The following is a 14416-nucleotide window of genomic DNA, read 5'->3' on the forward strand; positions in this document are numbered from 1 at the left end:
GGACGGCTTCCTCGAGAAGGGAGGTGGGCGGACGACTCGGTGGTTCAGCGCGCGAGTTCGCAGCGCGCGGCCGTCACCAGGACGCTGTTCCACAGCGCCACGTTGTCGGTGTGGACAGCCCGCACCCGTTCCTTCTGGAAGATCTCGTTGACCATGAGATAGAGCATGCTCTTGACGACCGGGGCGTCATTCAGGCCGCCGCGGCGGCCCCCGTTGAAGGCCTGCCGGTACTCCTTGTTGAGCTTGACCTCCCGCTCGTCACGGTCGAGTTCGAAGAACACCTCCGACGGCAGCGTGTCCCAGCGGAAGGTGATCGCGTCCTCGCCCTCCAGCTCCGGAAGTTCGTCACGCAGCGCACGCCTCAGCTTCGGGTCCAGGCCCTTGCCGGCCGGGAGGACGGCCTTGCGCTGCGGCTCGGTGGCGCGCCGGGCCGCCTCCCGGTACGTCGTCTCCGCTTCCTGGAGATACGTGGCGAACGTCTGGCCCCTGTCGTCCGTGGCCTGTTCGAGGCCGCGGGCGAAGGCGGGGGTGACCGTCACGCCGTCCTTCTTCACCGTGAGGCTGAAGACGTCGTTCGGTTCGGTCGGCAGGTCGACGGCTATCCGGGCCAGCGCGAGGTGTCCCTCGGCGCTGCGGGTGCTGTTCCAGCCGCCTGCCTGGACGAGGCGGTCGTTGCGGTAGATGTAGAAGCCCTGGCGTTCGGCGAGCGGACCGATGCCGCGGAAGCTGACCAGCGGTGACTTCGGAGGCCAGATGTGTGCGGTCAGCGCCACTTTGCCGACGCCCTCGATGGGGGCGCTGTACGTACGGGGGAAGCCGGACCGGCCCGGTATCCGGTAGCCGAACGGGTCGATCGGTTCGACGCCGCGATGGTCGAGTTCTTCCTTGGTCCGGACGTCCTCGACGACGATGTCGATGTTGAAGTCCTCGCGGGCGAGGAAGCGGTGCAGATACAGACCGAGGTGGGTCTCCAGCTTCTCGATCGCGTCGTTCAGGAAGCGGTCGGCCTGACCCGTCGTCACGGTGTCGAAGGCGCGCACCCGGTCCCAGCGGACGATCGTGCCGTGCCACTCGACGACCCCGTCGTAGCGGTCGACGAGGTCCTGGCAGTAGCGGGGGTCGACGACGTCGCAGGTGAAGTCGGCCTGGGCGCGCGCCGTCAGCCAGCGGCGGCCGGTGGACGGACTCTTCTTGGTGCGGCTGATGACGGTCAGCGAATCGGCGTGCGAGAGGGAGGCGGCCTTGAGGCCCGCCCCGAAGTGACCGAGCGCGCTTGCCGCGTAGCCCTCACGGCCGCCGACCGTCATCGCGGTGTCCAGGGCCTCGTCGTTCATGCCGCACCCGTCGTCGACGACAAGGAGGCCGGCGAGGCGGTCCTCGTCCCGGAGGAAGCTGACGACGACGTTACGGGCGCCCGCGTCGATGGAGTTGTCGACGAGGTCGGCGATGGCGGCTTCGAAGCCGTAGCCCTGATGCGTCAGCGATTCGACGTACCGGGCGGCAGGCGGCAGCCGCTTGCTGCCGGTCGTCGGGATCTCGTACTGCCAGTCGGCAGAAGGCTGATAAGGCGGCATGAAGGCTTCCTCGCGCACACAGAGCTGAGACTTGCGTGGGGGAGGTGCGCCCTGAGATCAGTGGTGGGATGTGATGATATTGCAAAAGTGGGACATCGAGGGAATCTTCCTGCAGAAAGAATGCCTCGTTCCGCTCACCTACGTCCAAGGGCCCCGCTGGAGCAGGGCCCTTGGGGTTTTCCGGCAACGGCACAGCAGCAGCGCCCCCCGGTCAGGTGCTCATGCCACCCCGTGGCAGTCCCGGTAAGCCCGTCCCGACCCGCACCAGCAGGCCGCGGTCCGCGCCGGAGGCCACGGCACCGCGCGGCCGCGGGCCGCGAGCGTCGTTGCGTACTGGGGGAGGAGGTTCGGGTCGGACGGGGACGCGGCTTCGGAGGCGGCGAAGGCCTCGTACGAGGGGACCGTGCCGGTGACGATGCCCAGGTTCGGGGTGCCCGCGGACTGGAGGTCGCGGAGGGAGGCTTCCAGGTCGGCGAGGTGTTCGGTGTGGGAGGGGTACTCCGCGCGCAGGGTGGGGTATGCGGCGAGGAGTTCACTCAGTTCGGGCTCCGGCCAGTGCAGGACCGCCACCGGGAACGGGCGGGAGAGCGCGGTGCGGTAGGTGCCCAGCTCGGCGCGGAGGCGGGTGATCTCGGCCTGGAGTTCGCCCGGGTCGGACGAGCCGAGTGACCACAGCCGCTTCGGGTCGTGGAGTTCGTCCAACGGGACGGGGGCGGTGTGGAGCGTGTCGGTCAGGTCGTCCCAGGTGTCGTGGTCGACGCCCATCAGGCGGCGTACCCGGTGGCGGCCGATCAGCAGCGACTGGGTGGCGTACGGGACTTCCTCGCCCGGGGCCAGGAGCAGGGTCAGCGCGGTCGAGAGGAAGTCGTGGGCCGACTCCAGCTCGTCGTGCGATTCCAGGGTCTCGGCCGCGATCTGCCAGGGGCCGGGTTCGAGGGGCCCCGCCGCGCGGATGCCCTCGATGATGGCGCGGGCCTCGGCCTCGTGGCCGTACTCCCAGAGGTTCGATGCCTTGAGGGCCTTGATCAGATACGGCTCGGCGGCGTCCGCGGCGAGGAGCTCGTCGTAGAGGGGGGTGGCGCGGGTGCGCTCGCCGGCGAGTTCCAGGTGGGCGGCGGCCCGGAGGAGCAGCGGTTCCCGGTCGTCGGGGTACTGCGCCGCCGTGCGCAGCAGGCGCTCGGCTTCGGCAATGTGGTCAGCAGGCGTGTCGGGGCGCATGCATCACACCGTACTGCTGTACGGCTCCTGCACGGAGGGTTGTTCCGACCCTGGAGAGTTACGGGTGCTGCCCTTATCGTGCGGGCCGTGAGGCAGCGGATACCGGTCATGGTGCAGCGGAACCCGCGCGGGCGGCGCCTCGCCGCGCGCGGGCTGTGGTCGGGCGCCGAGGTGGTCGTGACCCTCGGTGTGGTGCTGCTGCTTCTCGTGGTCCACCAGCTGTGGTGGACCAATCGGCAGGCCAGGGCCGATGCCCGGCACAAGGTGCAGTCCCTGGAGCGGGAGTGGGGGCGGGCGGGGGGCGGGGACGCCGGTGTTCCGTCCGTCCCGTCGGACGAGGGTGCGGACGCGGATACGGACACGGATGCGGCGGGGGAGGGCGGGGGCGCGCCGGCGGGTGGTGCGCGTACGGCAGCGGCTGCCGCGCCGCGCTGGGATCAGGCCTACGCCGTCATCCGCATCCCGCGCCTCGGGCTCACCGCCCCCGTCGCCCGGGGCATCAGCAAGAGCGGCGTCCTCGACAAGGGGTACGTCGGGCACTACCCGCGCACCGCGCAACCCGGTGGCACCGGGAACTTCGCGCTCGCCGGGCATCGCAATACGCACGGTGAGCCGTTCCGCTACATCAATCGGCTGCGGCGCGGTGACCGGATCACCGTCGAGACCCGGCAGCGCGTGTACACGTACGTCGTCGACAAGACGCTGGCGCAGACCGCCGCCCGGGACAGCGGGGTCATCGCCGCCGTGCCGCGCAGCAATCTGAAGCCCGCCTTCGGGTACAGCGAGCCCGGTTCCTACGTGACGCTGACCACGTGCACGCCTGAATTCACCTCCCGTTACCGCCTTGTCGTCTGGGGGAAGCTGGCAGGCGTGCGGGGGCGGTAGGAGGCGTCGCTAAGCTTTCCCGACGTGCTCAGACGACGTCCGCAGTTGTTGTGGTTGCTGGTCCCCTACGTGCTGTACCTGGGGGCGCTGCCGTTCGTGAACCGGGTCCGTCCCGTCGTGCTCGGACTGCCGTTCCTCTTCGTGTGGCTGCTCGGGGCGACCCTGCTGACACCCGTGGCGGTCTGGCTGACCCGGCGGGCGGACCGCCGGTGAACGCCGCAGTCGCAACCTCCGTCTTCGCGGCCTTCATGGTGGCCACCGTCGCTCTCGGGCTCCTCGCCGTGCGAGGCCGCGGGAACAAGGGCCGCGACGGGCTCGCCGAGTGGTCCGTCGGCGGGCGCAGCCTCGGGACCGTCTTCATCTGGGTGCTGATGGCCGGCGAGGGTTACACCAGCTTCAGCTATCTCGGCGCCGCGGGATGGGGCTACAACTACGGGGCCCCCGTGCTCTATGTGGTGGCGTACATGTCCTGCGGTTACGCCGTCGGGTATGTCGTCGGGCCGATGCTCTGGGCGTACGCGCGCCGGCACGGGCTCGTCGGGATCACCGACATGGTCGCGCACCGCTTCGGGCGGCCCTGGCTCGGCGCCCTCGTGGCCGTCCTCGCGACCGTGTTCCTGCTGCCGTACATCCAGCTGCAGATCACCGGCATGGGCGTCGTCGTGTCCACCATCTCGTATGGTGCCATCAGCCTGAACTGGGCGTACTTCATCGCCTTCGCCGTCACCACCGGTTTCGTCGTGGTCAGCGGGCTGCGCGGCAGCGCCTGGGTGTCCGTGCTCAAGGACGTGCTGGTGATCGCCACTCTCGGGTTCCTCGCCTTCTATGTCCCGATGCACTACTTCGACGGGTACGGGCCCTTCCTCGACCGGCTCGTCACCGGGAAGAGCGAGTGGCTGACCTTCCCCGGGCACGGCGACAGCGGGCTCGGGCAGGCGTGGTTCATCACCACCTCGTTCCTCAACTCCCTCACCGTGGTGATCTTCCCGACCACCGTCGCCGGCTACCTCGGCGCGAAGAACGCCGACGTCCTGCGCCGCAACGCGATGTGGCTGCCCGCCTACAACGTGCTGCTGTTCGTCCCGATGCTGCTCGGCATGGCCGCCCTCTTCGTCGTGCCGGGGCTCGTCGGCGCCGAGTCCAATCTCGCGCTCTTCGAGCTCGTCGTGGACTCGCTGCCCGCCTGGGCCGTCGGCGTCATCGGGGTGGCGGCCGCGCTGTCGTCGATCGTGCCCATGGCCGTCTTCATGCTCGTCATCGGCACCATGTGGGGGCGCAGTGTGCTCTCGCTGGTACCGCGCTGGCAGCAGCGGCAGAAGGGCGCCGCGCAGACCGTCGTCGTGGCCGCGGGCGTCATCGCGCTCGTGCTGACGTACACCGCGCCGAACACGCTGGTGCGGCTCTCCCTCATCTCGTACGAGGGGATGGCGCAGCTGCTCCCCATGGTGCTGCTGGGACTGATGTGGCGGCGGCTGACGCTGCTCGGTGCGATGGCCGGGCTGGTCGTGGGCGTGGGGGTGGTCTGCGGGTTCGTGTTCACCGAGAACGATCCGGTGTGGGGCGTGAACGCGGGCATCGTGGCGCTCGGCGCCAATCTCGCCGTCGCGCTCGCGGTGACCTTCGCCGGCCCGCGCGAGCACGACGACCGGCCGGACGGCGACGTGCTCGCGCGGGACGAGCCGGGGGAGAGGCGGGAGACCGTGGAGAGCCGGAAGCCTGAGCTCTCGGGGACGGGCGTCAGCGAGGCGAGCGACGTTCCCGCAGGAGCATGACGACCAAGGTCGCCACCAGGGCCGTTGCGACCGAGAGCAGCACTGCCCCGTCCGCACCCGAGCCCGACGTCGCGACCGCGATCGTCAGCGCGACCCCCGCCGACGAGCCGAGGTAGCGGGCGGTGTTGTTCGCCCCGGAACCCATCGCCGCCCGCTCCGCCGGCACCGACTCCACCGCGACACGCGGCAGCGCGGCATTGAGCAGGCCGCTGCCGATGCCGGAGACGACGAGCGCCAGGGTGAGCCGCAGCCATACCGACGGGCCCGCCGTTCCCGTGTCCAGGGTGCCCAGCAGCGCCAGCACCGCCACGGCGTGCAGGGCGAAGCCCGCGGCCAGCTGGTGGCGCGCCGAGACCCTGCCCGTCAGTCGCCGTGCCTGCAACGCCACCACGAACGACGTACCGGACCAGAGCAGGAACAGCCACGCCGTGCCCATCGGCGACAGTCCGAGTCCCCCCTGCAGCAGTGTCGGCAGATAGCTGAACAGGCCGATCACCGCGAGACCGGTGAACAGACCGCCCGCCAGTGAGGTCAGGAACGGGCGGCTGCGCAGCAGCGTCAGATCGATCAGCGGCGCCGCGGCCCGGCGCTCCACCACCACGAACACGGCGGTCAGCGCGAGCGCGGCAAGCAGCAGCAGGCCGATACTCGCGCGCAGCCAGCCCTCCCGGCCCAGCGTGAGGGCCGTCAGCAGCGCGGTCATCGCCAGGCCGAGCGCCGCTGTGCCCGCGAGGTCGGGGCGGCCGCCGCGCGGCGAGCGGGACTCGGAGAGCACGCGGAACGCAAAGGCGGCCGTGCCGAGTGAGGCGACCGCGAGTGCGGCGTACACCAGCCGCCAGTCGACGATGCCCAGCGAACCGGCGAGCAGCGGGCCGAGCGCGATCCCGCCGCTCACGCACGCGCCCCAGATCCCGGTCGCCCTGATCCTGGCCGTCCCCATGGGGAACGCACCGACGAGCAGGCCCAGGCTGGTCGCGAGGATCGCCGCGGTCGCCGCGCCCTGGGCGACACGGGCCAGCGTGAAGGCGAGCGTGCTGGTGGCGAAGGCGCCGGCGGCGGTGGTGACGCCGAGGCCCAGGGTGCCGATGAGGAACAGCCTGCGCCGGCCGTAGTCGTCGGCGAGGCTGCCCACGACGAGGAGGAAGGCGGCCAGTCCGAGCGGGGTGCCGTTGATCAGCCAGGCCTGGCCGGAGGCGGGGGTGGCGAGCGCGGCGGAGATGCCGGGGACGGTCGTCAACGGCGACGTGTAGTTCATCAGCGCCACGGTGGTGGCCAGGGCGGTGACGGCGAGGGTGGCGGTGGGGCGGGGAGAGGAGGTGGAGAGGGTGGCGGTCGGTCGGGTCGCGACGCGTCTCGGGGGGTGCGGTGGGGTGTGCGCGAGCTGCTGAGTGAGGGGACGGGTGGGCTGCGCCATGGCTTCGCTCCGGGGCTCGGATCGTTCGTTCCGGGTCGGCTCTCGGCCGCTCTTGGTTCGGTGAATGAACTTAGGGTTATGGGTTGACGCTAACACGGGTCAGTTCATTCATCGAACCTTGTGGGAGTAAAGTGGTGCCCATGGCTCTCGGCAAGGACTACGCGACACAGCAGTGCTCGATCGCCCGCGCGCTCGAAGTGATCGGCGAGCGCTGGACCCTCCTGGTGGTGCGCGACGCGTTCTACGGCGTCCGCCGCTACAGCGACTTCCTCGTCCACCTCGGCATCCCGCGCGCCGTCCTCGCCGTCCGGCTGCAGTCCCTCATCGAGGCCGGAGTGTTGGAGAAGCGCCGCTACCAGCAGTCGCCGCCGCGCGACGAATACCTCCTCACCGACAGCGGCAAGGCCCTCTGGCCGGTCCTCCGCACCCTCGGTGTGTGGGGGAGCGAGCACATTGCCGGTACACGTCCGATGCGGCTCTTCGTCCATGCCGCCTGCGGTACGGAGCTGGGGCCGTGGGGCAACTGCCCGGCCTGCGCCCAGGCCGTACCGCCGGAGGATGTCGAGATGCGGCCGGGCGACGGGCTCGACCCGGCCCGCGATCCGGTCAGCCGCGCCCTGTTGGCGCCGCGCCGGCTGCTTCAGCCCCTGGAGTCCGACCCCGTCTGACGCCGGCCACCTGCCACGGTGCCATCGTGTATAACGGCTGGAGGGCCGAACGGACGAGCCCGCAGGGCCGAGCAGGGGAGGGATCGATGAGCGGCAGCGTCAGCAACCGTCTGCGCGCCGGTGTCGCCCGCCTGCCCCGACCCGTCGGAATCCTGCTCTTCCTCCTCACCGAGGTCCTCCTCGCCGAGGGCGGCAGCCTCTCCGCCGCGGTCGCGCTCGCCGCCACCGCCGCCGCCGGTTCCGCGCTCGTCGTCTGCTCGGTCATCAGCGCCCGCTGTGCCGCCCCGGTGCCCCGCACCCGGGTCCGTACCGCCATGCGCGACCGCGAGAAACGCACCGCGTTCCTGTCGCAGCGCGACCCCGACGCCAAGGGGCGCAGGCGGCCCCGAGCCCCCGGCCACGCCCTCCTGACGGCCGCGTAGGGACTTCGCCCACCTTCTTGCCTGTGTACGTACGCATACGCGTACCCGGGCGCACCCCCACGCGGGTCGTCATGCCGAGCCAGATCCTCTCTCCCCGGCACGACGAGACCCCCGGAGGGCTCACCCATGTCCGTCTTCATGTCCGCTTTCGCCGGCCTGGTCGGCTCCTTCGCCGACCTCCTCCAGCCGCTCTTCCAGGGCGCCGCCACCGCCGCCGCGATCGTCCTCTTCACCGCGCTGGTGCGGCTCGCCGTGCACCCCCTGTCGCGGGCCGCGGCGCGCGGGCAGAAGGCCCGCACCAAACTCCAGCCGCAGATCGCCGAATTGCGCAAGAAGCACGGCAAGAACCCCGAGCGCATGCAGAAGGCGCTCATGGAACTGCACAAGGAGGAGAAGGTCTCGCCGCTGTCCGGCTGCCTGCCGAGCCTTCTCCAGATGCCCGCCTTCTTCCTGCTCTACCACCTCTTCTCCAGCCAGAAGATCGGCGGCGACCCCAACGCGCTGCTCGGCCACGAGCTCTTCGGCGCCCCGCTCGGCGAGCGCTGGCACAACGCGCTCGCGCACGGCGGGCTGTTCGGCGCGCAGAGCGTCGTCTATCTCGGCCTCTTCGCGATCGTCGCCGCCGTCGCCACGTTCAACTACCGGCGTACGAAGCGTCAGCTCGCCGCAGCCCCGGCCACTCCCGCCACCGGGCCCGACGGGCAGCCGATGCCGGGCATGGGCGCGATGACGAAGCTGATGCCGCTGATGTCCTTCTTCACGCTCGTCTCGGTCGCGTACGTGCCGCTCGCCGCCGCGCTCTACATCGTCACCAGCACCACCTGGACCGCGGTCGAGCGGACCGTCCTCTACCGCGACATGCCGGCCGCGGGCGCCGCAATGGCCACCGTGGCGTAGGGGTCATGGCCACTGCGGCGCAGCCGCCGCAGCGAGTGCGCCGGTCCAGTGTGTGAACAGGGTCTTGCGGAGTGATCCGATGTCTTGGAGGATCGGCCAAGCCTGCGGTGGCCGCCACCCATCCGACGGGCCCGATCTCGACCAAGGGGAGACAGACCGTGAAGCTGCTTCGCGTGGGTACGGCAGGTGCGGAACGACCGGCGCTGCTGGACCAGGACGGAACGCTGCGTGACCTGTCGGGAATCGTCACCGACATCGACAGCGACCTGCTCGCCGACGAGTCCGCGCTGGCCCGCGTACGGGCCGCCGCGGCCGCACCCGGCGAGCTGCCCGTACTCGATGCCGAAGGGCTCCGGGTCGGGCCGCCGCTCGCCCGGATCGGCAAGATCGTGTGCATCGGGCTGAACTACCACGACCACGCCACCGAGACCGGTGCGGCGATTCCGACCGAGCCGATCCTGTTCTTCAAGGCGCCGGACACCGTTGTCGGACCCGAGGACACCGTGCTGGTGCCGCGCGGCAGCCGCAAGACCGACTGGGAGGTCGAGCTCGCCGTCGTCATCGGCCGCACCGCCCGGTACCTGGACTCCGCCGAGGAAGCCCTCGGGCATGTCGCCGGTTACGCGGTCGCGCACGACGTCTCCGAGCGCGAGTTCCAGATCGAGCGCGGCGGCACCTGGGACAAGGGCAAGAACTGCGAGACGTTCAACCCGCTGGGGCCGTGGCTGGTGACGGCGGACGAGGTGCCCGACCCGCAGGCGCTTGCGCTGAAGCTGTGGGTCAACGGCGAACTGAAGCAGGACGGCACGACCGCCGACCAGATCTTCCCGGTGGGCGAGGTCGTCCGCTACCTCAGCCAGTTCATGACGCTGTACCCGGGCGATGTCATCAACACCGGTACGCCGGCCGGGGTGGCCTTGGGGCAGCCGGAGCCCAAGCCCTATCTGAAGGCGGGCGACCTCGTCGAGCTGGAGGTCGAGGGGCTGGGACGGCAGCGGCAGGAGCTCAAGGACGCATAGCCGCGTAGCCGGCCAAGGGCTGTCCCTCAAGGGCTGTCCCGTAATCCCTGGCGGGCGCACGACGACAGCTATGTCGGAACGCCCGAATACGCCCAGCATGAGGACGTCCCTCCGCCTTGCGATGCACCGCATCTGACGCCGCGCGCTGATCCACCAGGGATTACGGGACAGCCCTTGGGCGGTCAGAGATCGGAGGGGTGGGTCGCTGCTGGTGCAGCGACCCACCCCTCCGGTGTGTCATCCGGCGATCGTGGTGGCGAACTGTTCCAGCGCCTCGACGACCAGCGCGTGGTCGTCGGCCTGCGGCAGACCCGAGACCGTGACCGAGCCGATCACGCCCGCTCCCTCGACCGCGATCGGGAACGAACCGCCGTGCGCGGCGTACAAATTCGGGTCCAGCCGCGAGGAGTCCTCGAACGTCGTCCCCTTCGCCCGGAACCGGGTCCCGACCAGGTACGAGCTCTCGCCGTACCGTTCGACCACTCTGCGCTTGCGGTCGATCCACGCGTCGTTGTCCGCGCTCGAACCGGGCAGCGCGGCATGGAACAGCTGCTGGGCGCCGCGCCGGATGTCGATCGCGACCGGCGCGTGCCGCCTCCGGGCCATGGCGACGAGCAGGCCGCCGAGGGCGTACGCGTCGTCGTAGCCGAAATGCGGCAGAGTCAGTCGGCGCTCCTGCGCGATGAGCTCGGAGATGGTCGGAGCGGTGGGGTTCATGCGGTCTGCTCCTCGGAAGCAGTGGGCAGGGTCACGGTGACGCCTTCGCGGGCCGAGCGGCGGGCGGCCTCGAGGACGTCCAGGGCTGCGGCGGCCTGCAGGGCCGTCACCGGATTGTCGCCCTTGCCGCGCACCGCGTCTGCGACCGCCGCGTAGTACGCCGGGTAGTCGCCCGGCAGCGTACGGACCGGGACGCCGCCACCGGTCAGCGGCGACTCACCCGCACCGATCCGGCCCCACAGCGTCTCGGGCTCCTCGCCCCAGCCGGGAGCTGCGGCGGACGGGCGGTGGCCCTCGCGCAGGTCGGCCTCCTGCGGGTCCAGCCCGTACTTCACGTAACCGGCCTTCGAACCCAGCACCCGGAAGCGCGGGCCGAGCTGCGCCGTCGTGGCGCTGACGTACAGGTGCGAGCGGACCCCGTTCGCATGGGTGATCGCCAGGAACGTGTCGTCGTCGGTGGCGGCGCCGGGGCGACGCGCGTCGGACTCCGCGTACACCTGGACGGCCGGGCCGAACAGCACGAGCGCCTGGTCGACGACATGGCTGCCCAGGTCGTACAGCAGTCCGCCGATCTCCTGCGGATCGCCCGACTCGCGCCAGCCGCCCTTCAGCTGCGGGCGCCACCGCTCGAAACGGGACTCGAAGCGCTGTACGTCGCCGAGCTCGCCGTCCTCGACCAGCCGGGCAAGCGTCAGGAAGTCGTTGTCCCAGCGGCGGTTCTGGAAGACCGAGAGCAGCAGGCCACGCTCCTCGGCCAGCGCGGCGAGCGCGCGCGCCTCGGCGGCCGTACCGGCGATCGGCTTGTCCACGACGACCGGCAGACCGGCGTCGAGCGCGGCGGTCGCGATCGGGACGTGGGTCTTGTTGGGGGAGGCGATCACGATCAGGTCGAGCGCGTCCGGACCGCCCGCGCGGGCCCACAGCTCGTCGGGCGACGCGGCGAACGAGACGTCGGGGAACTCGGCGCGGGCCTGCGCCCGGCGCTCCTCGTTCGACGTGACGACCGTGTCGAGGACGAGGCCCTCGGTCGCGGCGATCAGCGGGGCGTGGAAGACGGAGCCCGCCAGGCCGTAGCCGACGAGTCCGACGCGGAGGGGGGTCTCGTGCGCGTGCGTCTGCTGCCGCGTCTCGGGAGTCGTGATGCCAGTCATGCAATCCACTTAAGCAACGCTGTTGCCAAAGTGCAAGCGAGAGGGACAATGGGGCCGTGAACAGGAGTAATGCCGGGGCCAACCTGCCGACCTTGCGCAGCCACAACGCGGCGCTCGTGCTGGACCTGCTGCGTGTCGCGGGCGAGCGCGGGATCAGCCGCCTGGAGCTGGCGGAGCGGACAGGGCTCACGCCGCAGGCCGTCAGCAAGATCACTGCCCGGCTGCGGGCGGAGGGCCTGGGGACGGAGGCCGGCCACCGCGCGTCCACGGGCGGCAAGCCGCGGACGGTGCTGCGGCTGGTCCCGGACGCGGGTCACGCGGTGGGGCTGCACCTGGACCGCGACGAGCTGACGGTGGTCCTGGTCGACCTGGCCGGGACGGTCGTCGCGAGCCGCAGGACGCCGTTGGACTTCGGTGCGCCGGCCGGGGAGGTCGTCGCGGTGGCGGCGGACGAGGTGGGGGCGGTGCTGGGTAGGCCGGTGGGGGCGGACGCCGTGGCGGAATCTCCCCGGCCGCGCCCCTTCCCGGAACCGGGGGCAGGTCTCGGGACCTCCGCGGCGTCCGCCCCCGGTGAGAGGGGCGCGGACGGGGCCGCTCCCGTGGGGGACGCGCGGACCGTGCTCGGGATCGGTGTGGCCGTGCCCGGGCCCCTGGACCATCGCAGGGGCGTGCTCCATCGGGTCACCGGGTTTCCGCAGTGGGACGGTTATCCCCTCCAGGACGCCCTTGCCGCTCGTACCGGGTTGCCCGTCGTCGTCGACAAGGACACCAACGCCGCCGCCCTCGGGCTCGCCCTGCGGGCCGACGGTCCGGGCGACTTCGCGTATCTGCATCTCGGGACCGGGCTCGGTGCCGGGCTGTTTCTCGGCGGGGCGTTGCACCGCGGGGCCCGTACCGGGGCCGGCGAGTTCGGGCATCAGACCGTGTCGCTGGACGGGCCGCCGTGCAGCTGTGGCGGGCGCGGCTGTATCGAGGCGCTCTGTCTCGCCGCCGTCGCCGACGGCGATGTCGCGGAGGCCGCACGCGTGCTCGGGACCGGTGCCGCCAACCTCGTCGGGCTGCTCGACATCGACCGGGTGGTGCTGGGCGGCCGTACCGTCGGCGCGGATCCGGATGCGTACGTACGAGGGGTCCGCGCCGTGATCGAAGAGCGTGCACGGCGTGACGGCACCGGTGCGGCGGTGCCGCTCGTCACCACCGCCGGTGCCGGCCGGCCGGTCGCCGAGGGGGCCGCGCAGCTGGTCCTCGCCCCGTTGTTCGGCCGTGTCGGCAGCGGCGGTGGCGCATAGCGCCGTCGGAGCGGTACGGGTGTGGGCCGGTCGAGGGATTGAGGGCGGCCGACCGGGTGGTCCTTCGGCATGTCGACGCCCGGTGGGTCGCGCGCGCGTGACAGCGTCGCCGCCTACCGCCGGTGAACTCCGGGCACGGGGCGATCCGGCCGTTCGCAAGCAGCGAAGGGTGTCCCCCATGTCCCCCCAACCGCCCCCGGAACCGTCCCCCGAACCGTCTCCGGAACCGTCCCCGCCCCTGCCGTCCTCACTGCTTCCTCCCGCGCGGCCACGCCATGGACTCGCCCTCGGACTGGCCGCGGCGAGCGTGGTCCCCGCCGTCGTCCTCGGCAGCCCGCCCGCCGCCGCCACCCCGGTCCTGCCGCTCTCCGTCACCGCCGACCAGCAGCCCACCTGCGGCACACCGACGGCGGGCGATTTCCCGATCACGACCCGGATCCACAGCGGCCCGGAGACGTATGCGTCCGGCGGCGGTTACGGCACCTGGTTCCTGGATCTGACCAATACGACCTCCGAGTCCTGCCGGTCCATCCACCCGGTCCTGGTCCTCACCGACGAGGACCGGAAGCTGACCTCCGACCAGATCCAGCTGGAGTTCTCCGATCAGGCCCAACCCGATGTCGAGCACCGCGTCGCCTGGGAGACGACCGACCGCGACGAGCACATCGGTGTCTTCGGTGGCGACGGCGCCGACGACTTCGCCGGCTTCACGGTCCCTGCGGGCCGCACCGTCACCGTCGAGGTCCGGATGGCGTTCACCTCCGACACAGGCCCCGGCCGGATCACGGTCAACGCCGCGATCGTCCAGCGGCAGCGCGGCGCGAGCGCCGACAGCGACAAGATGCAGCCGAAGGACGACGGGGACTGGGTCGGTGAGTCCGACGACTATGTCTTCAGCGTCGTCGAGGACAGTGGCGACAGCGACACCGGCGATTTCGGAGACACCGGCGATTACGGTGACACGGACTATTTCGGTGAGGCCAGTGATTCCGGTGAGACCGGTGAGACTTCCGGCGTCGGCGGGAACGGTGATGTCGGGGGCGCCGGCGATGTGGCGGGGGGCGAGGACCCCGGCCGGGACACCGCTCGCGACGGATCCGGAACCGGCCCTCGGGACAACGCCACCGGAGCGGTCGGCGGCACCGGTGACACCGCTGCCATCGGCGGCGTCGACGGCGGCGGCGGAGCCGTCGGTGGTACGCCGACCCCGCCGGCCTCCGGGCGCGTCCCGGTCTCCGGACGGGCTCCGCAGGACCGTCCCGAGCTCGCCATGACCGGCCGGACGTCGACCGTCCTCTGGCTCACGCTCCTCACCGCCGGGTCCCTGCTGCTCAGCGGCGCCGCCGTCGTCGCGTGGTCCCGGCGGCTGCGCCACCTCCGTCGCTGACCT

General features: G+C 71.4%; 14 protein-coding genes. 9 read left to right on the plus strand and 5 right to left on the minus strand.

Annotated elements, in window-relative coordinates:
• Positions 1 to 44: 44 nt before the first annotated feature.
• Complete coding sequence (locus ACWCP8_RS17335; protein WP_352262506.1) at positions 45 to 1574, minus strand: ATP-binding protein; 1530 nt, start codon at positions 1572 to 1574, stop codon at positions 45 to 47.
• 219 nt (positions 1575 to 1793) lie between these two features.
• Positions 1794 to 2792 (minus strand): SEC-C domain-containing protein, encoded by a 999-nt coding sequence (locus ACWCP8_RS17340; RefSeq protein ID WP_451116704.1) that lies wholly within the window; start codon positions 2790 to 2792, stop codon positions 1794 to 1796.
• Between the two features lie 108 nt (positions 2793 to 2900).
• Here ACWCP8_RS17340 and ACWCP8_RS17345 point away from each other — a divergent pair, with 108 nt between their 5' ends.
• The 3 genes from ACWCP8_RS17345 to ACWCP8_RS17355 are packed head-to-tail and all read left to right on the plus strand — an operon-like array spanning position 2901 to position 5449.
• The gene (locus ACWCP8_RS17345) at positions 2901 to 3677 is read left to right on the plus strand and encodes a class E sortase (RefSeq protein ID WP_451116945.1); all 777 of its coding nucleotides are present in this window, start codon (positions 2901 to 2903) and stop codon (positions 3675 to 3677) included.
• 54 nt (positions 3678 to 3731) lie between these two features.
• Positions 3732 to 3890 (plus strand): DUF3311 domain-containing protein, encoded by a 159-nt coding sequence (locus ACWCP8_RS17350; protein ID WP_352262779.1) that lies wholly within the window; start codon positions 3732 to 3734, stop codon positions 3888 to 3890.
• Complete coding sequence (locus ACWCP8_RS17355) at positions 3887 to 5449, plus strand: sodium:solute symporter family protein (protein ID WP_451116706.1); 1563 nt, start codon at positions 3887 to 3889, stop codon at positions 5447 to 5449. Before ACWCP8_RS17350 ends, ACWCP8_RS17355 begins: the two co-directional genes overlap by 4 nt.
• Here ACWCP8_RS17355 and ACWCP8_RS17360 read toward each other — a convergent pair.
• Entirely contained in the window at positions 5415 to 6863 is a 1449-nt protein-coding gene (locus ACWCP8_RS17360; RefSeq protein ID WP_451116708.1) for an MFS transporter, read from the minus strand. The two genes, ACWCP8_RS17355 and ACWCP8_RS17360, sit on opposite strands and share 35 nt — an antisense overlap.
• A 140-nt stretch (positions 6864 to 7003) precedes the next feature.
• Here ACWCP8_RS17360 and ACWCP8_RS17365 point away from each other — a divergent pair, with 140 nt between their 5' ends.
• From ACWCP8_RS17365 to ACWCP8_RS17380, 4 genes are all read left to right on the plus strand, one after another.
• On the plus strand, positions 7004 to 7531 hold the full coding sequence (locus ACWCP8_RS17365) for a winged helix-turn-helix transcriptional regulator (RefSeq protein ID WP_451116710.1): 528 nt from the start codon (positions 7004 to 7006) through the stop codon (positions 7529 to 7531).
• An 86-nt stretch (positions 7532 to 7617) separates the two neighbouring features.
• Positions 7618 to 7953, plus strand: a complete 336-nt coding sequence (locus ACWCP8_RS17370) for a DUF6412 domain-containing protein (RefSeq protein ID WP_352262497.1) — start codon at positions 7618 to 7620, stop codon at positions 7951 to 7953.
• Positions 7954 to 8079: 126 nt separating this feature from the next.
• The gene (locus ACWCP8_RS17375) at positions 8080 to 8850 is read left to right on the plus strand and encodes a YidC/Oxa1 family membrane protein insertase (protein ID WP_352262496.1); all 771 of its coding nucleotides are present in this window, start codon (positions 8080 to 8082) and stop codon (positions 8848 to 8850) included.
• Between the two features lie 158 nt (positions 8851 to 9008).
• Positions 9009 to 9869, plus strand: coding sequence for a fumarylacetoacetate hydrolase family protein (locus tag ACWCP8_RS17380; RefSeq protein ID WP_451116713.1), 861 nt, complete (start codon positions 9009 to 9011; stop codon positions 9867 to 9869).
• Between the two features lie 237 nt (positions 9870 to 10106).
• On the opposite strand, the gene ACWCP8_RS17385 is transcribed toward ACWCP8_RS17380, so the two are convergent.
• Both ACWCP8_RS17385 and ACWCP8_RS17390 read right to left on the minus strand, forming a co-directional pair.
• The gene (locus ACWCP8_RS17385; RefSeq protein WP_355994091.1) at positions 10107 to 10586 is read right to left on the minus strand and encodes a heme-degrading domain-containing protein; all 480 of its coding nucleotides are present in this window, start codon (positions 10584 to 10586) and stop codon (positions 10107 to 10109) included.
• The gene (locus tag ACWCP8_RS17390) at positions 10583 to 11737 is read right to left on the minus strand and encodes a Gfo/Idh/MocA family oxidoreductase (protein WP_451116715.1); all 1155 of its coding nucleotides are present in this window, start codon (positions 11735 to 11737) and stop codon (positions 10583 to 10585) included. The genes ACWCP8_RS17385 and ACWCP8_RS17390 overlap by 4 nt, the downstream gene beginning before the upstream one ends.
• Before the next feature lie 56 nt (positions 11738 to 11793).
• Between ACWCP8_RS17390 and ACWCP8_RS17395 the strand changes: the two genes are divergently transcribed.
• Together ACWCP8_RS17395 and ACWCP8_RS17400 are read left to right on the plus strand one after the other, a co-directional pair.
• The gene (locus tag ACWCP8_RS17395) at positions 11794 to 13026 is read left to right on the plus strand and encodes an ROK family protein (RefSeq protein ID WP_451116717.1); all 1233 of its coding nucleotides are present in this window, start codon (positions 11794 to 11796) and stop codon (positions 13024 to 13026) included.
• Between the two features lie 178 nt (positions 13027 to 13204).
• A complete protein-coding gene (locus ACWCP8_RS17400) occupies positions 13205 to 14413 on the plus strand; it encodes a hypothetical protein (protein WP_451116719.1) in 1209 nt (402 codons plus the stop codon).
• Positions 14414 to 14416 lie beyond the last annotated feature (3 nt).

The sequence above is a fragment of the Streptomyces sp. NPDC002206 genome, assembly GCF_053593595.1.